Annotated in this window: 21 protein-coding genes; 11 read left to right on the top strand and 10 right to left on the bottom strand. The window is 52.0% G+C overall.

Going from position 1 to position 23,810, the window contains the following annotated elements:
• Window positions 1-8: 8 nt before the first annotated feature.
• From KU854_RS03650 to iolD, 4 genes are read right to left on the bottom strand one after another with little or no spacing between them, the layout of a single operon-like run.
• Complete coding sequence (locus KU854_RS03650) at window positions 9-866, bottom strand: 5-deoxy-glucuronate isomerase (protein WP_218357117.1); 858 nt, start codon at window positions 864-866, stop codon at window positions 9-11.
• A gap of 3 nt (window positions 867-869) precedes the next feature.
• Window positions 870-1,943: a 5-dehydro-2-deoxygluconokinase gene (gene iolC / locus KU854_RS03645; RefSeq protein ID WP_218357116.1), complete on the bottom strand. Its 1,074-nt coding sequence runs from the start codon at window positions 1,941-1,943 to the stop codon at window positions 870-872.
• Window positions 1,936-3,111: a Gfo/Idh/MocA family protein gene (locus KU854_RS03640; RefSeq protein ID WP_218357115.1), complete on the bottom strand. Its 1,176-nt coding sequence runs from the start codon at window positions 3,109-3,111 to the stop codon at window positions 1,936-1,938. The genes iolC and KU854_RS03640 overlap by 8 nt, the downstream gene beginning before the upstream one ends.
• Window positions 3,112-3,131: 20 nt before the next feature.
• A complete protein-coding gene (gene iolD, locus KU854_RS03635; RefSeq protein ID WP_218357114.1) occupies window positions 3,132-4,985 on the bottom strand; it encodes a 3D-(3,5/4)-trihydroxycyclohexane-1,2-dione acylhydrolase (decyclizing) in 1,854 nt (617 codons plus the stop codon).
• A 288-nt stretch (window positions 4,986-5,273) separates the two neighbouring features.
• Between iolD and KU854_RS03630 the strand changes: the two genes are divergently transcribed.
• The 6 genes from KU854_RS03630 (at window position 5,274) to KU854_RS03605 (ending at window position 11,508) form a co-directional block, all read left to right on the top strand.
• Window positions 5,274-6,164: a TIM barrel protein gene (locus KU854_RS03630; RefSeq protein ID WP_218357113.1), complete on the top strand. Its 891-nt coding sequence runs from the start codon at window positions 5,274-5,276 to the stop codon at window positions 6,162-6,164.
• 68 nt (window positions 6,165-6,232) lie between these two features.
• A complete protein-coding gene (locus KU854_RS03625) occupies window positions 6,233-7,366 on the top strand; it encodes an ABC transporter permease (RefSeq protein ID WP_218357112.1) in 1,134 nt (377 codons plus the stop codon).
• A 36-nt stretch (window positions 7,367-7,402) separates the two neighbouring features.
• Window positions 7,403-8,206, top strand: a complete 804-nt coding sequence (locus KU854_RS03620; protein ID WP_054779203.1) for an ATP-binding cassette domain-containing protein — start codon at window positions 7,403-7,405, stop codon at window positions 8,204-8,206.
• A 109-nt stretch (window positions 8,207-8,315) separates the two neighbouring features.
• A complete protein-coding gene (locus KU854_RS03615; RefSeq protein ID WP_255555384.1) occupies window positions 8,316-9,308 on the top strand; it encodes a sugar ABC transporter substrate-binding protein in 993 nt (330 codons plus the stop codon).
• Between the two features lie 209 nt (window positions 9,309-9,517).
• Complete coding sequence (locus KU854_RS03610; protein WP_218357111.1) at window positions 9,518-10,570, top strand: LacI family DNA-binding transcriptional regulator; 1,053 nt, start codon at window positions 9,518-9,520, stop codon at window positions 10,568-10,570.
• 104 nt (window positions 10,571-10,674) lie between these two features.
• Complete coding sequence (locus tag KU854_RS03605) at window positions 10,675-11,508, top strand: MurR/RpiR family transcriptional regulator (protein WP_218357110.1); 834 nt, start codon at window positions 10,675-10,677, stop codon at window positions 11,506-11,508.
• Here the strand turns inward: KU854_RS03605 and KU854_RS03600 are convergent.
• Window positions 11,492-12,280: a sulfite exporter TauE/SafE family protein gene (locus KU854_RS03600; protein ID WP_218357109.1), complete on the bottom strand. Its 789-nt coding sequence runs from the start codon at window positions 12,278-12,280 to the stop codon at window positions 11,492-11,494. The two genes, KU854_RS03605 and KU854_RS03600, sit on opposite strands and share 17 nt — an antisense overlap.
• A 7-nt stretch (window positions 12,281-12,287) precedes the next feature.
• Window positions 12,288-13,463, bottom strand: coding sequence for a phytanoyl-CoA dioxygenase family protein (locus KU854_RS03595; RefSeq protein ID WP_218357108.1), 1,176 nt, complete (start codon window positions 13,461-13,463; stop codon window positions 12,288-12,290).
• A 205-nt stretch (window positions 13,464-13,668) separates the two neighbouring features.
• On the opposite strand from KU854_RS03595, the gene iolG reads away from it, so the two are divergent.
• Together iolG and KU854_RS03585 are read left to right on the top strand one after the other, a co-directional pair.
• Window positions 13,669-14,661, top strand: a complete 993-nt coding sequence (iolG, locus tag KU854_RS03590; RefSeq protein WP_218357107.1) for an inositol 2-dehydrogenase — start codon at window positions 13,669-13,671, stop codon at window positions 14,659-14,661.
• Between the two features lie 254 nt (window positions 14,662-14,915).
• The gene (locus KU854_RS03585) at window positions 14,916-16,844 is read left to right on the top strand and encodes a bifunctional 5-dehydro-2-deoxygluconokinase/5-dehydro-2-deoxyphosphogluconate aldolase (protein WP_218357106.1); all 1,929 of its coding nucleotides are present in this window, start codon (window positions 14,916-14,918) and stop codon (window positions 16,842-16,844) included.
• Between the two features lie 194 nt (window positions 16,845-17,038).
• Here KU854_RS03585 and KU854_RS03580 read toward each other — a convergent pair whose 3' ends face one another.
• The 4 genes from KU854_RS03580 to KU854_RS03565 all read right to left on the bottom strand — a co-directional run bounded on the left by KU854_RS03580 (window position 17,039) and on the right by KU854_RS03565 (window position 20,691).
• Entirely contained in the window at window positions 17,039-17,722 is a 684-nt protein-coding gene (locus KU854_RS03580; RefSeq protein WP_218357105.1) for a haloacid dehalogenase type II, read from the bottom strand.
• Window positions 17,723-17,862: 140 nt separating this feature from the next.
• Window positions 17,863-18,888, bottom strand: coding sequence for an ABC transporter substrate-binding protein (locus KU854_RS03575; RefSeq protein WP_218357104.1), 1,026 nt, complete (start codon window positions 18,886-18,888; stop codon window positions 17,863-17,865).
• Between the two features lie 235 nt (window positions 18,889-19,123).
• Window positions 19,124-19,993: an N-acetylmannosamine kinase gene (locus tag KU854_RS03570; protein WP_218357103.1), complete on the bottom strand. Its 870-nt coding sequence runs from the start codon at window positions 19,991-19,993 to the stop codon at window positions 19,124-19,126.
• A complete protein-coding gene (locus KU854_RS03565; RefSeq protein WP_218357102.1) occupies window positions 19,993-20,691 on the bottom strand; it encodes a putative N-acetylmannosamine-6-phosphate 2-epimerase in 699 nt (232 codons plus the stop codon). The genes KU854_RS03570 and KU854_RS03565 overlap by 1 nt, the downstream gene beginning before the upstream one ends.
• A gap of 248 nt (window positions 20,692-20,939) precedes the next feature.
• Between KU854_RS03565 and KU854_RS03560 the strand changes: the two genes are divergently transcribed.
• The 3 genes from KU854_RS03560 to siaM all read left to right on the top strand — a co-directional run bounded on the left by KU854_RS03560 (window position 20,940) and on the right by siaM (window position 23,770).
• Window positions 20,940-21,905 carry a sialic acid TRAP transporter substrate-binding protein SiaP gene (locus tag KU854_RS03560; protein WP_218357101.1) on the top strand — a complete coding sequence of 322 codons (966 nt, stop codon included), beginning with the start codon at window positions 20,940-20,942 and terminating at the stop codon, window positions 21,903-21,905.
• A gap of 63 nt (window positions 21,906-21,968) precedes the next feature.
• On the top strand, window positions 21,969-22,478 hold the full coding sequence (locus KU854_RS03555) for a TRAP transporter small permease (protein ID WP_272491023.1): 510 nt from the start codon (window positions 21,969-21,971) through the stop codon (window positions 22,476-22,478).
• A gap of 8 nt (window positions 22,479-22,486) precedes the next feature.
• Complete coding sequence (gene siaM, locus KU854_RS03550) at window positions 22,487-23,770, top strand: sialic acid TRAP transporter large permease SiaM (RefSeq protein WP_218357099.1); 1,284 nt, start codon at window positions 22,487-22,489, stop codon at window positions 23,768-23,770.
• Window positions 23,771-23,810 lie beyond the last annotated feature (40 nt).

The following is a 23,810-nucleotide window of genomic DNA, read 5'->3' as shown; positions in this document are numbered from 1 at the left end:
GACTCCCGCTATTTGAATTTGGCAATCATGTCTTTGATGCCCGGAATGGTATGAACCTGATACTCATGGTGGGGATCGAAGTATTGCACCAGAGAAGGATTTTTCTCGCCGACAATAATGGTGAAGTAGTACATCTCGTAACCTGGGGCGGCGACAGAAGGGTGATAGCCCTTGTCTATCGCAATCACGCTGCCAGTGCGCACATGGTAGACCGGCCCAAAATCGTCCTCATGTTCGTAAAGGAACTGCGCCCCAAAGCCATGATCCGGATTGAAACGGAACTGGTAAACCTCCTCATAACGGGTTTCCATCGGTGGGCGTTCTTCATCGTGTTTGTGGGGTGGAAAACCAGACCAGCCTCCCGCGCCGACGGTAAAGAGTTCACTCACCAGCAATCGCCCACGTTTATCGGCATTTTTCTGACCGAGAACATGCTTGATTTTGCGGTGGGTTTTGGTGTCATCGCTGCCGTACTGCACCTTGTCAGTCTCTTCCGGTTGCACGGCGAAAGGCGCAAACTCGCGACCTTCTTCCGGTTCGTAGCGCCCACCCGCAACCAACACGTCCGCCGTCTCAGAAACGCAGGTAATAAGCGCGGTGCTGCCAACTGGCACATAGACCGCGGCAGGGTCACCATCCCAAACCGATTTGCGCTTTCCGATACTTGCAAAGGTTTCGCCATCGACTGTTATGTCGCAGGTGCCGCCCGCCAACACAACGGCTGATTCATAACCTTCGAGTTGGTATTGATAAGTTTCCCCTTGCGAGAGTTTCACCGGGTTGAAGTAGCACAGAGGAGTGGTGTCGTCATTCACGCCAATCACTGGCTCGTTGCGGTTGTCGAAAGGGGGGATGTGCTTACCCATGATTCACTCCTTGATTACTTTATGTGACGTTGTCACACCTTGGTTTAAGACGGTGCTTGAGAATTGGTAGCTGCGACTCAGCATGAAAGCTTTGAGGGATTCGAGATCCGACATGGCATCGGCGCAAGTATCGCCGGTGACATTGATAGCGGCGTTGGCGGCGCCCATGGCAACGGCATCTTGTAATGTGCAGTTATTCAGCAAACCAAATAAAAGGGCAGCAGCGAAGGCATCGCCTGCACCATAGGGTTTTCGCGCTTCTACCTGAAATATTGCTTGAGAAAGGCCGGTGAGATTGTTGTTACCGTCCAGCCCGAACACTTCGCACCCTTCCGCGCCGCCTTTGACAATGACAAGTTCTGTGTTGCCACTTAGAAGTTCCGAAGCCGCACTGACATGTCTTTCTTCAATGTCATGAGGGAATCCCATGACTGCAAATTCTTCGCGGTTGCCGATCACCACATCGCTGAACGAGGCCGCGAGTCGGTATAGATGAGGAGGATCTTCAGCGGATGCCCATGAGTAAGGGCGATAGTCGAGATCCAGCACAACCAAAGTGCCTGCCATCTGTGCCATTTGCATGGCACAGATGGTCGCTTCCCGTGAAGGGCTGGTGGAAAGCGCGGTGCCGGAAACGAACAGACAGCGGGCATTACTGATGAAATGGCTGTCAATGTGTTCCACCGACAAAGCGAGATCAGCGGCGTTGTTCCGGTAGATCACCACCTCTGGCTCTGGGCGAAGTTCTGCAACGGCAAGGCTTGTGCGATATTCTCCGGAGAGTGTCGCCACACCGTCGAGATTGATGCCTTTGCCTTCCATGTAGGCGCGCACGTAGCGGCCTTGTGCGTCGTCGGTCAGGCAGGAAATAAAACCAGCCTTGGCTCCAAGCGTTGCTAATCCAATAGCCACATTGGCCGGGGAACCGCCGACACACTTTTTAAAGCCTGGCTCAGCGTTAAAATCTGCGCCGTCTGTGGCGCCATAGAAATCAACCCCAGCGCGACCCAGACAAATAACGTCGATGTCGCGGTCGTTATTCGCTTCCCAGCCGGAAAGTTGGATGGACTCAGTCATAATCCACCCACACTGCGCCGTTATCCGCTGACCGGACACAGGCGTTCACCATTTTCACGCCATCAATGCCGCCGTCGATATCCGGATACCAATGGGTTTCCAGGAAGGCGTGATCGCCACGGTCAAAGGCGTCAATTGCCAGTGCATAGCGGTGATAAAGGTTCGCCCATGATTCGAAAAAGCCCTCAGCATGGCCGCCACCCTGACGGTTTGCGCTGACACCCGGATCATCGTTGTAGAGATAGCCCATACCGCGTTCCAGAATCCGTACCGGCTCGCCCTGAACTTCGTAACGAAGCTGGTTGGGATATTCGTCCCACCACTCAAGGCTCGCTTTTTCACCGACGATGCGGATTTTCTGCTGGTGCATGGAGCCACTGTTGATCGCGCTCGCCCATAACGTGCCGACGGCACCACCTTCAAATTGGAAGACGATGTGGGCGTTGTCTTCCAAGGGCGCGCGGGAAGGAATAAAGCTCTGGCGCGAACACATCAGGGATTTCACTTTCAGCCCGGTGATCATGCCTGCCATGTAGAAAGGATGTGTACCGCAATCACCAATGATAAAACTGGGCCCAGAGACTTCCGGATTCATGCGCCATTTTGCACCCGGGCTGTTTTTTTCAATTTCGGTGTTATGAAACCCATGGGCGAAGGACATCTGCACCACGCGCACCGCACCAATATCGCCGCGCTGAACCATTTCACGTGCCTGCTGTACCATGGGAAAGCCGGTGTAACCGTACATCACTGCCAGCATTTTGTTTTGCTGTTGCGCCAGTGCTTTCAGTTCAATGGCATCTTCGACATGAATGGTCACGGGTTTTTCGCACACAACATGCAAGCCCGCTTCCAGTGCGGCTTTAGCAATTTCATGGTGGGTGGCGTTGGGCGTGGCGATAGACACTGCCTGAATGCCGTCTTCACGTTTCGCTTCTTCCGCGAACATGGTTTTGTAATCGGGATAGCAGCGCTCAGGATCCAAACCAAGGTTGACGCCAAAATCGCGGCAACGGTCTGGGTCAATATCCAACGCACCGGCCACGAACTGGAACAGTCTGTCCCGCTGCGCGGCAGCGCGGTGTGAATAACCGATTTCACTGCCCCGGCCGCCGCCAACCATTCCCCAGCGAATGGGCGTTTCGAAATGCATCTCTTCATTAAACATGCCTTTACTCCTTGTTGTTCTCAAACGCCACGACGCTGGTGTTTGCGTCCTTTTTCCCAGTTATCCCGCGCTTCAATAATGCTTGGGTTATCGGTTTCCTGCGCCAGCCCCACTTCCCACCAGGCATCGCAGGTTGACCATTTGGTATCGTCGATATCAACAACCAGCACATAAGTGCGGTCGGCGGCTTTGGCACGGGCGAAGGCTTGCTCAAAATCGTTGAGGTGAGTGACTTTCTCGGCCCGCGCTCCAAGCCCTTTGGCATGGCTGACAAAATCAACACGGGGGAGCGGGTAGTCGCGCTCCGTGGTGCAATCTTCCAGTTGGTTGTTAAATGCTGTGTTGCCGGTATTGGTTTGCAGCTTGCGGATAACCGCGAAGCCGCCGTTATCACACACCACCACAATCATCTTGTGACCAGTGAGTACCGAGCTGTAGATGTCGGAATTCATCATCAGGTAAGAGCCATCACCGACCATGACGATGGATTCATGCTCTGGCCGCGCGATTTTGTTACCCCAACCTGCGGCGATTTCATAACCCATGCAGGAAAAACCGAATTCCACATCCAGCGAATCAGGAAAGCGGGTCTGCCAGTTCATGGCAATTTCCGCCGGCAGGCCACCGGCGGCGGTAATAACGCGGTCTCCCTCGTCAGTGAGGTAATTCACCTTATTAACCACCTGCGCATAGGAAGGCAGGGCGGTATCCGTTGCGGCTGTCCGGCTGTTAACGATGTCATCCCAGGCTGCCTTTTCTTTTTGGCAATATTCAATCCAGTTAGATTCTGTTTGCCATGCTTCCAGCTGTTTATCGAGCTGCAGCAGAGAGTCCCGCGCATCGCCAATTACCGTTTGCGCCAAGTGTTTGCTGGCGTCGTGCCTGCCAACGTTAATGGTGATGAGTTTGAAATCCGGGTTGCGGAATACCGTCCAAGAACCGGTGGTGAAATCCTGCAAACGTGTGCCAACGGCCAGTACTACATCGGCTTCATTGGCAATGTGATTGGCGCTGTCTGAGCCTGTGGTGCCAATTGGGCCGCCGTGCAACGGATGATCATCGTTGAGAAGCGTGCGGCCAGCGATGGTGCTGACAACTGGGATTTGGTGCTTCTCTGCAAATTCGATAAGGGCATCCCGTGCTCCCGAATAAACCACACCACCGCCAGCAATGATCATTGGGCGTTTAGCGCGGCGAAGGGCCTCTGCGGCAGCTTCAATGTCTGCCAGCTCCGGTTGTGGACGGCGGATACGGTGCACGCGCGGCGCGAAAAAGGCTTCAGGGAAATCCCACGCATGCCCCTGAACATCCTGCGGCAGGCCAATCATGGCGGGGCCGCAGTCTGCGGGATCCAGCATGGTCGCGATAGCCTGTGGCAAGGAAACCAGTAGCTGGGAAGGCGTCGTGATGCGATCCCAGTAGCGGGTTACGGCTTTAAATGCATCGTTCACAGTGAGTGATGGATTGGAGAAATGCTCGGTCTGCTGCAGCACAGGGTCTGGCAACCGCGACTGGAACGTATCGCCACACAACAGCAAAAGGGGGAGGCGGTTGGTATGTGCCACGCCTGCGGCGGTCACCATGTTGGATGCGCCTGGGCCGACAGAGGAGGTTGCAATGCCGATGCGTCGACGCTGGTTGGCACGGGCATAGGCCACTGCAGCAAGTGCCATGGATTGTTCGTTTTGCCCCCGCCAGGTCGGAAACACCGACTGGTTCTCGTACAGCTGTTGCCCAAGGCAGGTCACGTTGCCGTGGCCGAAAATGGCAAATGCACAACCAAATAGCGGCTCGACCTTGCCTTCATGCTCAATTTGCTGGGCGGCAAGGAAGCGAACAAGCGCCTGAGCCGTCGTCATTCTGATGGTACCCATCCGTGCTTCTCCTGAATTCCATTGACTAATTGTTCAAATACTAGTCATGTAATGAAAATGTTTTCAAATGGTGAAAATGAAAAAGTGTGATCCAAGGCTTATTAGAGGCAAAAAAAGGCTAGGAAGTGCATTTTGACGCAGTTTTGAGACGCTCACTTCGTTGACAAAATGAAAACATTACCATAATTGTTTAAAAAGTGTTAACGAGAGGTTGCGTTAAGGGTGGTTGCTAAAGCCCGGCGCAGGACAAAACAACGTCAGTGTGTTTCTACGACAGGAGGCAATGCCTTGGAACTTAAAATCGCCAACGCGCCGTGTTCATGGGGAATTGAATTTGCGGACAACCCGGCTAACCCGCCATGGAACCAGGTGCTGGATGAGATTGCTGGTGCTGGTTATGGCGCGACAGAGTTGGGGCCGCTGGGCTACCTGCCAACGGATGCGGAAAGCCTTAAACAAGCTTTGTCTGAAAGGGAATTGGGATTGATTGCAGGCACCTTGTTTGTGCACTTGCACCGCCCTGAAGAGCGTGCCGCCATTTTGGAAAAGACCCGCGTTACCTGTGAAATTCTACGCGAACAAGGGGCACAATTTCTGGTGGTTATCGATCATGTTTCTTCGCCACGCACCGATCAGGCGGGTCAGGTGGAAACGGCTACCCGTCTTTCCGATGAACAATGGGATGCCATGATGGAAACCCTGCGCGGCGTCGGTGAAATCTGCGCCGAGTACGGTATTACACCTACGCTGCATGCCCATGCAGGCACCTTCATTGAGTACCGGGACGAATTGGATAAAGCCATGCGTGATTTGCCGCCTTCGCTGATGTCGTTGTGTGTGGATACCGGCCATTGCGTGTATGCCGGTATGGACCCTTGTGAGGTGCTGCGTACCTACAGCGACCGGGTGAAGTATTTACATTTCAAAGATATCAATGCCGATGTACTGAAAGCCTCAGTGGCAACCGATACCGATTTTTATACCGCGATTGGCAATAACATTTTCTGCCCCTTGGGGCAGGGCTGTGTGGACTTTGATGCTGTCCGCCAAACGCTGATTGAGATTGGTTTCAAAGGCTGGGTCACGGTAGAGCAGGATACGGATCCTGCGGCGAAAAGTGATGCCAAAACAGACGCTGAGCAAAGCCGGATGTTCATTGAACAGACAGTGATTGCCTGACGCAAGGAAGGGCGCAGGTGGCACTCCCTGCCTGCGCTGCCATAAACGAAAATGGATTGGAGGTAAGTATGTCGGTAAAAGAAGCTACACCAGAGGCAGAGCAAAAGTTCAGTTCACCGGGCGACGAACGCGTCAGGAATGTTTCTCTGGTCAGTAAAATGTTGTCGCGCCCCGAGCTGGGGTCAGTATCCGGTGCCGTTCTGGTCTTTGTGTTTTTTGCGCTTGTGGCATGGGACTCCGGTATGTTCAATGCGGACGGTGTTCTTAACTGGACGACGGTTTCAGCGCAACTCGGTATCATTGCCGTGGGCGCCTGTCTGTTGATGATTGCCGGGGAATTCGACCTTTCCATCGGTTCCATGATTGGCTTTGCCGGTATGATGATAGCCATTCCCGCCGTGTATTGGGGCTGGCCGGTATGGGCGGCTATCCTGTTTGCGTTTGTCGCAGCCATGGCAGTTGGGTTTCTCAACGGTTATATCGTTGTCCGCACTGGCTTGCCATCATTCATCGTTTCCCTAGCTTTCCTTTTTATCTTGCGCGGCCTGACCATTGCCCTTTCTATCGCATTGACAAACAAAACCATCATTTCCGGTGTCGGTAACCTAGCAGAAGGTGATTGGCTGGCGGCGATGTTTGGCGGTGAAATTGGTACTGGCTTATTCACCTGGCTGGGGCAGTCAGGATGGATTGAAACCTACGCCGACGGCACACCTGTTGTCACCGGTATTCCGATGGTGGTGGTCTGGTGGTTCCTGCTGACGGCAGTCTGTTCTTTTGTGTTGCTGCGTACCGCTTTCGGTAACTGGATTTTCTCTTCCGGTGGTGACGCCAACGCGGCGAAAAACGTGGGTGTACCGACTGACCGCGTCAAAATCATCCTTTTCATGTTCACTGCTTTTTGCGCCACGGTATTTGCGGCTTGTCAGGTGCTGGAGTTTGGCTCTGCTGCGGCTGACCGCGGGTTGTTGAAGGAGTTCGAGGCGATTATTGCGGCGGTTATCGGTGGTGCATTGCTTACCGGCGGTTATGGCTCTGTGATTGGTGCTTTCTTCGGCGCACTGATTTTCGGTGTGGTGCAGATGGGTATCTTCTTTACTGGCGTGGATTCTGACTGGTTCCGCGTATTCCTCGGCGTGATGCTTCTGATTGCGGTGCTGTTTAACAACTTCATCCGCAAGAAAGTGACCAGCGCGCGCTGATAGGACGTTACGGAATCATTATTCAGGAGAAACGAGATGTCAGAATTTATCCTTGAACTGAAAAAAGTCAGCCGCTATTTCGGCTCTGTTATTGCCCTGAAAGATATTGATATGCAGGTAAAAATGGGCGAAGTCCATTGTCTGTTGGGGGATAACGGTGCTGGTAAGTCTACCCTGATCAAAACGCTGGCTGGCGTTCACAAACCATCAGAAGGTGAGTTTCTGATGAACGGCAAACCCACCATTTTCCAGTCACCACGCGATGCGCTGGATGCAGGTATCGCAACCGTTTACCAGGATTTGGCGCTGGTGCCTTTGATGAGCGTAACCCGCAACTTCTTTATGGGACGTGAGCTGAAAAAGCGTGTCGGGCCATTCAATCTGTTCGATACCAAACGCGCCAATGAAATTGCCCGTGCCGGTATGGCAGAAATGGGCATTGATGTGCGCGACCCCGAACACCCGATCGGCACAATGTCCGGCGGTGAGCGCCAGTGTCTGGCGATTGCCCGTGCCATCCACTTCGGTGCCAAGGTTCTGATCCTTGATGAACCCACCGCCGCGCTCGGCGTGAAGCAGTCCGCCAATGTGTTGAAAGTGGTGGCAAGGGCGAGGGGTAAGGGGCTGGCCGTCATTCTTATTACCCACAACGTACACCACGCCTATCCCATTGCAGACCGCTTCACCTTGTTGAACCGCGGTAAGAGCCTGGGCACCTGGCTGAAGAAAGATGTTACCCGCGAAGAGATCCTGGAAATGATGGCTGGCGGGCAGGAGTTGGAATCCCTTGAAGCAGAGCTTGCTGAATTCCAACGTTCTGATGCCGCTGCGGCGGGTTAACGCGAAAGGAAACCTGAAAGACGAACAAGTGTAAGAAAGGGGTAGCGGAGCTACCCACTCGAGCCGTAACCGGGTGGCAGCCTCTGGCATTCGCCGCATGGATACAATAATGACAGCAATTGGAGACAACCGGATGAATACCCTACTTAGATCTGTAGCAAGAAGAGCGTCCGTCCTCGTTCTGGCCATGGCAGCCAGTATGGCGGCGTTAGTGCCAAACACTGCCATGGCGGATGGCGAACGATTTGTTTTGATCAGCCACGCGCCGGATTCGGATTCCTGGTGGAACACCATTAAAAACGCCATTAATGTTGCCGGTGAGCAACTGAATGTCGAAGTGGAGTACCGCAACCCGACAACCGGTGATTTGGCGGATATGGCTCGTATTATTGAGCAGGCTGTGGCCTCAAACCCAGACGGCATCATTACCACCATTGCTGACTATGAAGTACTGAAAGGCCCATTGGAAAAAGCCAACAAGAAAGGCATTCCCGTGGTTACCATCAACTCCGGTACCGCAGAGCAAAGTGAAGCGGTCGGTGCGCTGCTGCACGTTGGTCAGCCTGAGTATGATGCGGGTTTCGGCGCGGGTAAACGTGCAAAAGCTGACGGCGTAGAAAGCTTTGTGTGTGTTAACCATTACATCACCAACCCGGCGTCTGTAGAGCGTTGCCAGGGTTTTGCCGATGCACTGGGCGTTGAACTGGGCAATCAGATGATTGACGTGGGTCAGGATCCTACTGGTATCGAGAAAAAAGTACTGGCGTATCTGCGTGCAAATCCAAACACAGGCGCCGTGCTGACACTGGGGCCAACATCTGCTCACCCAACCCTTCGTGCTCTGGAGAAAAACCGTCAACTCGGCAAAATCTACTTCGGTACGTTCGATCTGAGCGGTGAAATTGCACAGGCTATCAAAGATGGCAATATCCAGTGGGGCATTGACCAACAACCGTTCCTGCAAGGCTATATCCCGGTCATGGTGCTGACCATGTATGACCGCTATGGCGTTGTTCCTGCCAATAACATCAACTCTGGCCCTGGCTTCGTGACCAAGGACAATCTTGAGATGGTAGAAAAGCTGGCTGGCGAGTACCGCTAACCGAGCAAGAAAGCGAACAATACGCGCCCGTTTTGAATGCTGAAACGGGCGCAGTTGTTGGAGGCATCAATTTTTAGCGACTGCTAATGGAAAATTCGTGGAGCATGATGACCCGCTGGGCTAGGATAAATCAGCTGAAATCAATTTCATTCCCGTGAGTCACCCAATGAATGACCCATGGTAATACGGCAAGCAGGAAAGCAGACTCTATGGCAAAGGACAGTAAAACAAACGGCGCAAACCCAGCCGGACAGAAAAAGCGAAAAGTCACGGTAGTAGAGGTGGCTGAGGCTGCGGGGGTATCCGTTTCCGCGGTTTCCCGCGCGTTTAACCCGGATGCCAGTATTTCCCGGCCTTTGAGGGAGAAAGTCTTTCAGGCTGCTGCATCGCTCAATTACAAACCTAACCGCCTTGCCCGGGGAATTAAGTCCCGTTCCAGCCTGATCGGCATCCTGATGACTGACTTCAACAACCCCTTCTACCTGCCCATTCTGGCGAGATTTACCACCGAAATCCAAAAGCGCAATTGCCACACTCTGCTTATCCATGTGAACAGCGAAATGGATATTCAAGAGGCGGTAGAACTGGTGATGGAATATAACGTCGATGGGCTTATCATTACCTCGGCATCCTTGCCGCAACCCCTAGTCGATGCCTGCAAATCCCAGGATACACCTGCGGTGATATTCGGGCGCGATTCCAGTGAAAACAGTGTCACTGTAGTCAGTTGTGACAACGTGCTGGCCGGGCGTATGGCCGCCGACATGTTACTCGATGCCGGATACAAGAGACCGGCATTCGTGGCCGGGCCAATTGGCACTTCGGCAACCGTGGATCGCCAGCGTGGGTTTATCAGCCGCCTGATGGAACGCGGTTGCAACGAATGGCAGGTCGTTGAAGGCGGCGAGTTCAGTTACGATGCGGGCTACGATGCGACCCAACGCCTGTTCAGACACTCTGAAAAACCTGACGCCATGTTTTTTGCTGATGACATCATGGCGTGCGGCGGTATGGATGCGCTGCGTTACGAGATAGGGCTGCGGGTACCGGAAGAAGTGGGGGTAGTCGGCGTTGATGACATCCGTTTAGCCAAAAGCCGCTCTTACAATCTCTCCACCATTCGCCAACCAAACGATGAGATGATTGATTCCACCATCAATGCGTTGTTTGAGCACATAGCTGACCCTGCTTTACCGCCAAGATCAATCACCCTGGCCTGTGAGCCGGTTGAACGGGGCTCTACGCGCAAAATCCAGCATTAATTTTTTGGGCTGATTGTTTCCGGAATCACCCGTATAAAATGTTTATTTCAAAATAGGGGATGTACGATTACACTTGCTTTGATACCACAAAAGATAGGTACATCATGGCAGCTGCAAATCATCTCTCTGAATTACAACAACAAATCCGCGAGCGTTACACGTCTTTGAGCAAGCGCCTGCAGCAGGTCGCTCAATATGTGCTGGATAATCCCAACAGCATTGCTTTTGATACCGTCGCCGTGATTGCCAGCCACGCCGAAGTCCCGCCTTCTACATTGATCCGCTTTGCCAATGCGTTCGAGTTCAGCGGTTTCAATGAGATGAAACAGCTATTCCGGAAAAAGCTGGTGGAAGAGACGACCAGCTACACCAAGCGGGCTCAGCTGTTGAAGCAGGAAAAAGGGGGCGAGGGCGTTTTGGAAACCCCTTCCCAAGTCTTGCATGAATTGTCCCAAGCCAATGTGTCTGCTCTTATGCAACTGGCAGAAACCACACCGCCACAAGATCTCGATGCGGCTGTCGCACTGCTTGAAAAGGCTGACACCATCTACATTGTTGCCATGCGTCGCGCATTCAGTATTGCCATGTACCTCACTTACGCGCTCAGTCATCTTGAACGCCGGGTGGTACTGGTGGATGGCTTGGGCTCCATGGCGGCTGAGCAAATGGCGCGCATCGGTGAGAATGATGTTATTATCAGCGCGAGCTTTTCTCCTTACTCACCTGAAACGGTTGCCATGTGCGAGAAGGCGAGCGAAGCGGGGGCGAAGCAAATCGTCTTTACCGACAGTCAAATCAGCCCGCTGGCAGCGCATGGGGATGTGAATTTCATCATTAGTGAAGCGGAAGTGGATTCTTTCCGCTCTCAAACCGCGACGCTATGTCTGGCACAAAGTCTGGTAATTGCCCTGGCATTCCGCTTCAGCCAGAAAGCATAGTCACGCCATCTATGGTCAGCTTCATGCCGGAAAGGAAAAGGCACAGATAGCAAATCTGATAGACCAGTGACTGGCTGACACGGTGGAGCAGATAGACGCCTAACGCGACGCCCATTGGTGCAAGGGGCATTAACACAAGCGCTGTCATCAGGTTGGTCGTATCGAATTCACCGAGTGACGCGTAGGGGACCAGCTTGACCACATTCAACATGGCGAAAAAAACCGCCATGGTGGCGACGAAACTGAGCTTATCCAACCGTAACGGGATCAGGTACATGCTCGCCGGGCCACCTCCAGCATGGATAGCGGTGCTGGAAAATCCGGTCAGGAATCCCCAAAACGTCGCTTTTACCGTGTTTGGCTTATCGGAGGGCGGCGAAGATTGTCTCCGTTGCCACAGATATTGCAGACAAAATAGCAGCGACAGCACGCCAATACTGAGCTTGAGCCCGGCAATGGGAATCACGTAAAGGTAGATGCCTGCGATAGCGATGCCGAAAAGCGAACCCGGCAACATCCGCTTGATCACACCGTAATCTGCATTACGAAAGTGATAACGAACCGCCACCACATCCATCACTATCAATATTGGCAACAGAATTGCCGCCGCCTGTGTCGGCGAAATAGCCAGCGCCATTAAAGGCACAGCCAAAATGCCAGGCGCGCCGCCCAAACCGCCTTTTCCAATGCCATAAATCAAAATGGCGGGGATCCCCAGAAGATAAAACCAGGGATCGGTCACCAGCGACTGTGTCAGGGCGTTGAAGTCCATGTCAGCTCTACCTTGGCCGCTGCTTTTCCAGCAGCTGCGCCAACACGGTGGCGTAAGTATCTGTATCCATACCTTCATCCAGAGCGCGTTTGAGGAGTGTTTCTGACGTCTCCGGTGCCAAGCCCCCAATTGGAGGATCAGTATCAAGGTTCGTCGGGAAGGAATACCCATCACTGGCAGCAGTAAGAATGGCAGTTTTTTCTTTTTCAGAGTAAGTCCCGTTTTGCCAATTGGCAGCGAGGAATGGGTAGATTTGGCGGCTGATATGGGCGAGATCAACGCTTTCCATAGGCTTGCCGAATACTGACGATATCTGCATCAAATTGGCGCAGCGGTGGAAATCCGTGGTGCGGTTTTCACCCGCAGCGTGGAAGAGTGCCGGACTGAAAAACACCGCATCGCCTTTCTCCAACGGCACTTGTACACAGTGTTGTTCAAAGTAATCCTGACATTCACGTTGGTGATAAGCCATATAACCCAGCGGCATCTGCTGCGAAAACGGCAGTAGTTTTGTTGGGCCACTTTCCATTGGCATATCCGTGTGGGCAATCGCGCCCTGAAGCGTGAGCATGGCAGACATTAACTGGGCATGAAGGGGATAGCGGGCTGTTTCTTCAGGCTGCTGAAAACCAAGGTGGTAGTCCCGGTGACAGACCTGCGCCGCCCCGCCTGGCCTGACAATATTTACCTGCGCTGTTATTTGATAATGGGGCCCCAACCAAGCGGTTGCGACGGCTGCAAGTAAAGGATTTTTGTAGTAATTGACGAATACCCCGGGAGCAATATCGGCACTTTTCTGGAACACATTCCAAATTCGTCCATTGGCTTGGGGGCCTTGCTTGCCGAAATGATCGCCTGAGCCATAGCCACTTTCTGCCGCCAGTATCTGTTCAAACACTTCGCTCATTTCATCGATAACTGACAGGTCATCGTAAAAGCGTTTTATAGCAATAACGCCAGGTCCCTGCCGAAAAGCGAACGCAATTTCATTCAGGAAGGGTGTGATGTCATCGGATTGGCGCAAGCTATCACCGTCATACACCAACACATTGTTCATCACATCAGAAGCCAGTGGGTAGTGTTTCAATGACGTGCTTTGGCTGCAGATGTTGGTGAGTGAATCAACGCTTGCTTCTTGGGGCGAATAGAACGCTTTAGTGGTGTTTAGAGAGCCCGTTTCCATAGCCAGAATTCCTCAATGATCACGACACGTGTATCGACTATATCAAATATTGTGAAATGTACATTTCAATTTATTGAGAATTGAAAATTGTGTTCTATTATTGGCTTTCAGCGACGGAGTTTTGTCCCGACTATGCTTAGCTTCATTGGCTGGCTTAGTAAGACGGTAAAACGGGGCATTTAAATATCAGCAGGAAGGAGACGCTATGTTCAATATCGCATTGTTCGGTTGCGGACGGATAGGGAAGGTACATGCGGTGAATATTGCCGCGCACCCAAAAACACAGATTAAAGCGGTGATTGACCCTTATACCGAAGGGGCACAGCAGTTGGCGAGCCAGTATGGCGCTGAGGTAATGAGTGTTGAGCAGGCAATGTCTGACCCCGATATTCACGCCGTGTGCATCTGCTCAGCCACAGATACCCACGCCGATCTTATCGAGCAGGCGGCGAAAGCAGGGAAGGCTATTTTCTGCGAAAAACCGATTGATTTGAGTCTTGCGCGGGTGAAAGCATGCCTCTCTGTGGTAGAGGAATCCGGCGTGAAAATGCTGGTTGGTTTTAACCGCCGGTACGACCCCCAGTTCAGAACCCTCAAAGAGTTGTTTGAAAGCGGTGCGATTGGTAAAGCAGAAACCCTGGTGATTACCTCTCGTGACCCGTCGCCACCGCCGGCCGATTATGTGAAAGTCTCCGGCGGCATTTTCCGCGATATGTCGATTCACGATTTAGATATGGCGCGCTACATCATGGGTGAAGACCCGGTTTCCGTCTCGGCTCATGGTGCTTGTCTGGTGGATCCGGCGATTGGTGAAGCCGGTGATATCGACAATGCGGTCATTGTGCTCAATTTCCCCTCCGGTGCGATGGCTACCATTATCAACAGTCGCCGCTCCGGCTACGGTTACGACCAGCGTATCGAACTGCATGGCAGCAAAGGAATGCTAAAAGCCGGGAATGTGCGTGAGCATTTGGTGGAGCATTGGGGTGAAGAGAACTGTGCTGCTGCCAAACCACAGCACTTCTTTCTGGAGCGGTACAAAGAAGCTTATATCTCGGAGTGGCAACATTTCGTCGATGTACTGGAGGGAAAAACAGAGCCTATGTGCAGCGGCATTGACGGCGAAATGGCGTTGGTGCTGGCAGAAGCGGCGTTGGACTCCCTTAACAGCCACAAAGCGGTTGGTGTTTCCGAATAACCGTCAGTTTTCCCTGACGACAGTATGCCGCGATGACCGCGGCATTTTTCTGTCTGCTTTCCATATCGTGTCTCAGTACTGAACGAAGAATGGGTATTAAATGAAATGTACGTTTCACCTATTGCAGCTTTTTCATTTCATGCTTACTATTAAATGAAACGTATATTTCATTTTGGGCGAAGGGCAGGTCCCGGACCAAGATTGAAGTAGGCGTAGATAATTTCAGATCCAATTTAGGAACAGGGAGCACTGTTGTGGAAAAAACACTGGATGTTATCTGCCTTGGGCGCGTCGCCGTCGATCTCTACGGAGAGCAGATTGGTGCACGACTGGAAGATATGCGCACCTTTGCCAAATACCTTGGCGGTTCGTCGGGCAATGTGGCACACGGCACCGCGCGGCAAGGGCTGAAATCCGGCATGCTGGCGCGGGTTGGTGATGAACACATGGGGCGTTTCGTCCGTGAAGAACTGCAACGTGTCGGTGTCGATACCAGTCATCTAATCACAGACAAAGAGCGGCTGACTGCGTTGGTCGTGCTTGGCATCAAAGATGAAGACACTTTCCCGCTGATTTTCTATCGTGACAATTGTGCGGATCAGGCGATCACGCCGGAAGACATCAGTGAATCCTATATCGCTTCAGCGAAGTGTCTGGCGATTACCGGCACCCACCTTTCCAATCCCAAATCCCGTGAAGCTGTGCTGACAGCCTTGCGTTATGCCCGCAAACACGGCGTCCGTACAGCGCTGGACGTGGACTACCGCCCTGTATTGTGGGGGCTGACCTCACTGGGTGACGGTGAAACCCGTTTTATTGAATCCGACAAGGTCACGGCGCAATTGCAGGAAGTATTGGCGCTGTTTGACCTGATCGTCGGGACAGAAGAAGAATTCCACATTGCCGGTGGCAGCGTTGATTCTGTCACCGCGCTCAGAGAGGTTCGCTCGATGACGGATGCGACCTTGGTCTGCAAACGCGGGCCGCTGGGGTGTTCGGTATTTACCGGCGACATCGGTGACAGCCTCGATGATGGCATCACCGTAAAAGGCGTGCGCGTGGAAGTGCTGAATGTCCTTGGTGCGGGCGATGCCTTTATGTCCGGCTTGCTTCGCGGCTACCTGAATGACGAATCCTGGGAACAATGCTGTCGCTATGCCAATGCGTGTGGCGCACTGGTAGTTTCCCGCCACGGCTGCTCTCCGGCTATGCCTACCCGTGAAGAGCTGGATTATTACCTTGCTCACGAACATGAAATTCCACGCCCGGACAGAGATGACGCCCTGAACCATTTGCACCGTGTTACCACACGGGAAAAAGCGTGGCCTGAACTTTGCGTTCTGGCATTTGACCACCGTATGCAGTTTGTCGAAATGGCACAGCAGGCAGGGGCTGATATCTCCAGCATCCCGCACCTGAAAAACCTGATTTGGCAGGCAGCGCAGGAAGTGGCGCAGGAAGCTGATCTGGTCGGCAAGGCAGGCATTTTGTGCGATGGCACATTTGGCACTGACGTACTGAATGCGGCCACCGGTTATGGCAACACTGCTGCTGAACGCTGGTGGATTGGGCGTCCGATTGAACTACCGGGTTCCCGTCCTTTGCGCCTTGAACACGGCAATATCGGTTCCCAACTTGCCAGTTGGCCGAAAGAGCAGATCGTGAAGTGTCTGGTGTTCTACCACCCGGATGATGCGCAGGCACTGCAGCTTGAACAGGAAGAACTGCTGCAGGAAGTGTATCGCGCCTGTTGTCAGACGGGGAACGACCTCCTGTTGGAAGTTATCCTGCCAAAAACTGACAATCCGGTTGCGCCAGAGGTGGCGGATGGGCTTTATCATCGCGCGATGGAACGCCTCTATAACATCGGTATTCAGCCGGATTGGTGGAAACTGCCGCCGTTAACTGCATCAGGTTGGACGCAGGTTGATGGCTTGATTGAAAGCCGTGATCCGCATTGCCGGGGTGTGGTGCTACTTGGGCTGGATGCAGCAGCAGATTCCCTAAAAGCTGGGTTTGAGGCATCGGCACAATCTTCCACCGTGAAGGGTTTTGCTGTTGGTCGCACCATTTTCGGTGAACCAAGCCGTCAGTGGATGCGTGGGGATCTGAATGACGACACCTTTAGAACGGCGGTGAAAGCCAACTATCAGGCGCTGATTGATATGTGGCGTCAGCGTTAACAATGCAAAAGGAGCAGCCGCCTGATAAAGGGGCTGCTCACCGTGCCACAGAATTCAGGTCCTGCAGGCTTGATGTGTTAAAAGCAACTACCAAAGAAGAACGTTCCATGCTTTTGGTCACTGTAGGGGTGACCTATTTTTTGCCTCAAATTGAACGCATTGATGACCTCTGAATGCGAGCATCTTCAGGTTGTTTAGGTATATACCTTGTCCGCTGCGATGATTTTTTCAACCACCTCCCGCATGTCTTTTTCAAATACATCTGGCTTTAAATAGAGCGGGTGATAGGGCGCACCGGAGCGATCAATGTAGGCTGCTTTCATTCCAGCTGACATCGCGCCATGGGTATCCCAGTCATGGGTTGCAACCAGACGCAAAGCGGAGAGCGGTAGATTGAGCTTTGCAGCGACAAATTGGTAGACCATCGGGTCAGGCTTAAAGCTGCCGGTTTCTTCCACGGAAATGATGTCATCGAAGTCATCCAAAAGTCCTGCCTGGGTGATCTGGCTGGTGACTAATGGAAGAGACGAGTTAGTGAATGCGACAGTGTGGTAGCCAGCCTCCTTCAGCCGGGTCAATGCCGCTTTCATATCCTCATGTGGTTGCAAAGAGGCAAATCCGCTGAGCATCTTTCCGCGTTGATCATTACTCAGCGTCAACTTAAACCTCGCTGCAACGGCGTCCAGCATGGTGCCGGCAAGTGTCGCAAAATCTGACTTGGTCTTGGTCAATGCACACACCGTGGATGTGTGCAGTAACATCGCAAACCAGACCGACATTAACTTTTCATCACCAAAGGCTTCAACAAACAACGGCTTCAGACTATTTAGGTCGAGAACCGTTTCGTTGATATCGAATAGAACGGTGTGTTGTGTCATGAGTTTCCCGTGCTGATCAAGCAATCATTCGGGTAAGTTTATACCCAAACGACCTGAAGATGCAGGATTCAGGTTGCTTGGGTATAACAACAAAGGGGCATCAGCCCCTTTGAATATAAAGTAGCGAGATGCAATGCTTCTTACTGGGTGCGCAGTTTTTGCCAGTACCCATCGTAAATCGCCAGTGTTTCTGGGCCAACGTCGTTAATGAACTCACCTTTCTTCATATCTTCTTCAGATGGGAAGATGGTGGTGTTATGTTTCAGCTCGTCTGACAGCAGTTCACGGCCGGCTTTGGTAGCAGAGGCGTAACCCACGCTGTTGACGATTTCTGCCTGTTGCTCTGGCTCAAACATGAAGTTGATGAACTTGTGTGCCAGGTCGATATTTTTGCTGCCAGACGGGATGGTGTAGTTGTCCATCCACAACACAGCGCCTTCCTGAGGCATCACGAACTTCAGCTCTGGCAGTTCTTGCTGGCCCTGGAATGCGTTACCGTTCCATTGCATACCAACACTCACTTCGCCTGAAATGTAAGGAACCTGTGGTGCATCAGAGTTATACAGGAGCACGTTTTTCTTCAGCTCAACCAAAGACTCATAGGCTTCTTTGATTTCATCTTCATTTTTGGTGTTGATGCTGTGGCCATTTTTCTTTAATGCCATGCCGAATACATCACGGATATCGTCGATCAGCATGACTTGTTGCGCGTATTCCGGCTTCCAGAGATCTGACCAACTGGTAACGGGGTCGAGAATCTCGCCGCTGTTATAGCTGATACCGGTTACACCCCAGATATAGGGCAGGGAGTAGCGGTTTTCAGGATCGTGAGCCTGACCCAGCAGCGCTGGCACAGTGTCTTTCATGTTGGGGATCTTGGCGTGATCCAGCTCCGCCAGCAAACCTTCACGACCCATTTTGTCGATGAAGTAGGCCGAGGCGAACACCACGTCATAACCTGTGCCCTTGAGGATCTTGAGCTTGGTGTACATTGACTCGTTATTTTCAAAGGTCAGGTAATTCACCGTCACGCCTTCGCGCTCTTCAAACGCCTTCAAAGACGCTTCCGGCAGGTAGCTTCCCCATGCATAGACATTCAATGTGGCGGCGTCGGCAAATGCAGCGGAAGAGACCAGCATTGCAGTGAAAAATAGTCCTTTATTCATTGTGGTTACTTGTTCCTTTTTATCCCTTAATTGTTTGTCTCCTCAGCGTTTAGATGAGGATCGGGTGAATAATTAGGCATAATCGGAATATTTTAAAGTGAGACTATTTTGTTGTGACGATTAGCACTGTTAATCGTCTGTTGCTGCGATGTTTTCAGGTGTGTGGGAGGAACGAAAAAAGCACTGGTGTCAGAGTCACGTTGACAAGCCAGTGCAAAAGGGAGGGAAAAGAGTATCAGTTCAGTTCATTAAACTGGAATGCGGCGCCCAACAGGCAGGCGTCATAGTTTCCTTTGGCTGCAACGACCGGCACCTGGCAGAAATTGGGTTTCTCATTGATCGCTTCCTGTACGCGGGATATATAGCCGCTTGCCAGACCAACACCGCCACCAATCACAACCACATCCAAATCCAGAATTGCCTTGAGGTTAGTGCATAAGGTGGCAATGGCGCCGGCGCTCTGTCTGATGATGCGCTCTGCCATGTCATCTTCATCCGCTATCGAGAACAAATGGACATTCGAAACAGGGGGAAAGAAGATTTGTTTGCTGATGCGTTCGATGGCAGTGCCGGAGGCCAGTGTTTCAACGCAACCCCTTTGCCCACAGCCGCATTCGGGACCATCAGGATCAACGGCGATATGTCCGATATGTCCGGCAAGTCCCGTTGTCCCTTTGTGCAGTTTCCCGTCGATAACCAACCCCCCACCAACGCCGGTAGAGACGGTGATAAACGCCATGTTTTTGATGGGCGTATCCAGGTTTACAAACTCAAACCAAGCGGCAGCCTGCGCATCGTTCAACATCATCACTGGCCGGTCTGCGAGTTTTTGCAGCGAGGCTTTGAGGGGGAAAGGCGACGGAAAGGCGAGGGTTTCCGGGTTGATGGAGCTAATGCCTTCTTCGCTTACCAGCCCTGTGGTCGAAACGCCGATTCGGGCAACATCCGGCAGCCAGTCTCGGCAATTATCAAGAATCTGTTTGGCAAATTCGTCAGCGGTTTGCACCTTTGGTGTCGGGAACTGACGGCGCTTCATTAAGCTTCCATTGCTGACAAAACCTATGGCGATTTTTGTGCCGCCAATATCGATAGCCAAGGTAGACATTACCGCACTCCTGCTGCCTGTGTTGCGTTATTAAACCATTGAGTAACCACTTCCAGCCGGGTAAGAGCGGAGCCCACCGTAACCGCAACTGCGCCGTGAGCAATGGCTTTGGCTGCAAGCTCCGGGGTGTTGTATCTGCCTTCTGCCATGGTAAAAAAACCGGCATCAGAGAACTGCTTAACTAATGGCAAATCGGGTTCGTCCGGGATGCTCCCACCCACATAGCCTGAAAGGGTAGTGCCAATAATATCAATACCTTGTGAATGTGCCCATTCGCCATCTTCAAAGTTTGAGCAATCTGCCATTGAAAAACAGCCTGAGTGTCTGATGGCATCGGCAATGATTTCTCGGCTCTCCGGACGGGGTCGGTTTGTCGCGTCAAAAGCGATGATGGTCGCCCCTGCGTTCGCGAGTGAATCAACATCACACACAAAAGGCGTGATACGGATAGGACTGTCAATTAAGTCACGTTTAACAATTCCAATAATTGGTACATTGACCACTTGTGAGACTGCCTCAACGTTTTCAACGCCTTCGATTCGTAGCGCTTTTGCACCAGCCTGTTCGGCAGCTTGAGCCATCGCAGCAATGAAGGCTGTGTTTTCAAGTGGGCTGCCAGCGACGGGTTGAATCGAAACCACCGTCTGGCCTTGGAGACTTTTTCGCAATGCGTTGATATCTAAGTTTTCTGCTTTCACTTTTGGGCCTCGTATAAAAACGGTTTTCAGGGGCGTGAGGACGATTCACTGCCACCTCCATTCGCCTGACTCGCGGGTGAAGAACCTGTCCTAGGCTACTTTTTGTTCACGATCACATTTCAAAAAACGTTGGTTTGAAAATAATCTTCATGACTATAATAATCCTCAGTAAAGATTTTTTTCAAATGAAATGAAAAATATTTTTGCGAACCGTGAAACAAGGTACAGATAACTAAAAAGGGAAGAATATGAAGGCTATAAACAAGATTACTCTCGCTATGCTGGCTCTGGGATGTACTGTATCTGCGCAAGCAGCAACCACGCTGAAAATGGGCATGCAGGCGTCTGTGGGTTCGGTTGAATACACGTCAGCCAAACTGATGGCGGACACTGTAGAAGAGCTCAGCAAAGGCGAAATGAATATTGCCATTTACCCAAGCGCACAGCTGGGTGATGACCGCGCCATGCTGCAACAACTCAGTATGGGTGACTTGGATATCACGTATGCAGAATTCGGCCGTATCGGGCTTTGGATCCCGCGCGCCGAAGTGGTGTCACTCCCTTATGTTACCCGCGACTTTGAACACCTGCGCCGTGTGTATGACTCAGAGTTCGGCCAAGGCGTACGCGAAGAAATGCTGACCAACTTCAACTGGCGCGCGCTGGACACCTGGTACAACGGTACCCGTGAAACCACGTCTAACCGTCCGCTGGAAAACATCGACGACTTTAAAGGCCTTAAGCTTCGCGTTCCGAATGCGAAAGCGAACCTGAACTACGCAAAACTGTCTGGTGCTTCACCAACGCCTATGGCGTTCTCTGAAGTGTATCTGGCACTGCAAACCAATGCGGTAGACGGCCAGGAAAACCCACTTCCAACCATCAAAACCATGAAGTTCTATGAGGTACAGGAAAACCTCGCGATGACGAACCATATCGTGAATGACCAAATGGTGATCATCTCCGAACCGACATGGCAAAAACTCTCTGACAAAGAAAAAGCGATCCTTGAAGAAGCGGTTGAGAAAGCCGGTGCCGCTCACACTGCCTCTGTGAAAAAGCAGGAAGCGGAACTGATCTCTTACTTTGAAAGCGAAGGCGTGAACGTGACTTACCCAGAGTTGGGCCCATTCCGCGAGGCGATGCAGCCACTTTACTCTGAGTTTGAAGAGAAGATCGGACAGCCAATCGTTAAGAAACTGGCAGCGATGTAATCATTACGGTCGCAGGACCATTCCATAGAAGGCTAGCCGTTTGGCTAGCCATTGGAGCTCAAGATGTTGCGAAAATTCTTTGATAATATTGAAGAAATCATCACAGTGCCTTTGATGGTTCTTCTTTTGCTGGTACTCACCTGGCAAATCGTCACCCGCTGGCTTTTCAACGATCCCTCTTTATGGAGTGAAGAACTGGCGCGTGTTCTGTTCATGTATATGTCTCTGATTGGCTGCGCGATTGCCCTCAAGCGGGGCACGCACGTCAATATCACTTTTTTCTCTGACAAACTGCCTGAGAAAATCCGGCTGGTTCTGGTGTTGTCGCTGGAATTTGCGGTGTTGGTTTCTATCTTCGCCATCATCTATCTCGGTTACCAACATGTTCAAAGAACGGCATTTTTCGAACTGATCACCCTGGGTATCTCCAGCAAGTGGATGAACTACAGCCTGCCGCTTGGCGGCTTGTTTATGGTGGTTCGCCAAGTGCAAAAAATGGTTGGCATTTCAAAGCAATTTTTCAATGGCAATGCGCACGAAGCTGGCGCTGATTCGCAGATAGCGCAGAGGTAGGAGGCAGTATGGCGGGTTCAATTTTTGGCTGGCTGGCCTTGTTATTTGCAGGCATGCCAGTGGGTTTTTCTCTGATATTTGTCGCACTGGTGTTCCTGATTGTCACCAACAGCACAGGTATCAATTTCGCTGCCCAGCAGATGCTGGGAGGTATCGATAATTTCACCTTGTTGGCAGTACCTTTTTTCGTATTGACCGGGCACCTGATGAACAGTGCGGGTATTACAGAACGTATTTTTAATTTCGCCAAATCCATGGTGGGGCACATTACGGGTAGCCTTGGTCATGTAAACATCATGGCGAGCCTGCTGTTTTCCGGCATGTCCGGTTCAGCGCTGGCAGATGCGGGTGGTCTCGGGCAGCTTGAAATCAAATCCATGCGTGATGCCAAATACGATGATGACTTTGCCGGTGGCTTAACGGCGGCATCGTGCATTATCGGCCCTCTGGTGCCACCTTCGGTTCCTTTGGTTATTTACGGTGTGGTCTCCAATACCTCCATCGGCGCATTGTTCCTGGCCGGTGCGGTGCCGGGCATCCTTTGCTGTATCGCGCTGATGATCATGAGTTACTACATCTGTAAAAAACGTGGCTACATGACACTGCCGCGCGCAAGCCGCCGCGAACAGCTTATCTCTTTCAAAGAGGCATTCCTGTCGCTGCTGACGCCGGTGATCATCATTGGCGGTATCTTCTCAGGCAAATTCACTCCAACGGAAGCGGCGGTTGTTTCTTCACTGTATGCGCTGTTCCTTGGTACCGTGGTTTACAAGCAACTGACGTTCACGGGCTTTATTGAAGTGCTGAAAGAAACCGTGAATACCACTGCGGTTGTGGCATTGATGGTGATGGGTGTGACCGTGTTTGGCTGGATTGTGGCGCGTGAACAACTGCCACAAATGCTGGCGGATTACTTCCTGACGATCAGTGATAACCCGCTGGTATTGTTGCTTCTTATCAACCTGTTGCTGCTGTTCCTTGGCACCTTTATCGAATCGCTCGCGTTGTTGCTGCTGTTGGTTCCATTCCTGGTGCCGGTTGCTGCGGCCGTGGGTATCGACCCGGTTCACTTCGGTGTGATGGCGATTCTGAACCTGATGATCGGCATCCTGACACCACCGATGGGCATGGCGCTTTATGTGGTCTCCCGTGTGGGTGATATTCCATTCCACACCCTGACCCGCGGTGTTATCCCGCTGCTGGTGCCACTGTTTATCGTACTGGCGCTGGTTGCTGTTTTCCCACAATTTACCTTGTTCCTGCCTGGATTGTTCCTTGGCTACGGCCAATAACACACGCTGGACAACCGGATAGACGCATTTAAGAAGGAAG

The sequence above is a fragment of the Enterovibrio paralichthyis genome (assembly GCF_019209835.1).
Classification (GTDB): Bacteria; Pseudomonadota; Gammaproteobacteria; order Enterobacterales; family Vibrionaceae; genus Enterovibrio; species Enterovibrio paralichthyis.
This window is presented reverse-complemented; position numbering and strand designations above follow the sequence as displayed.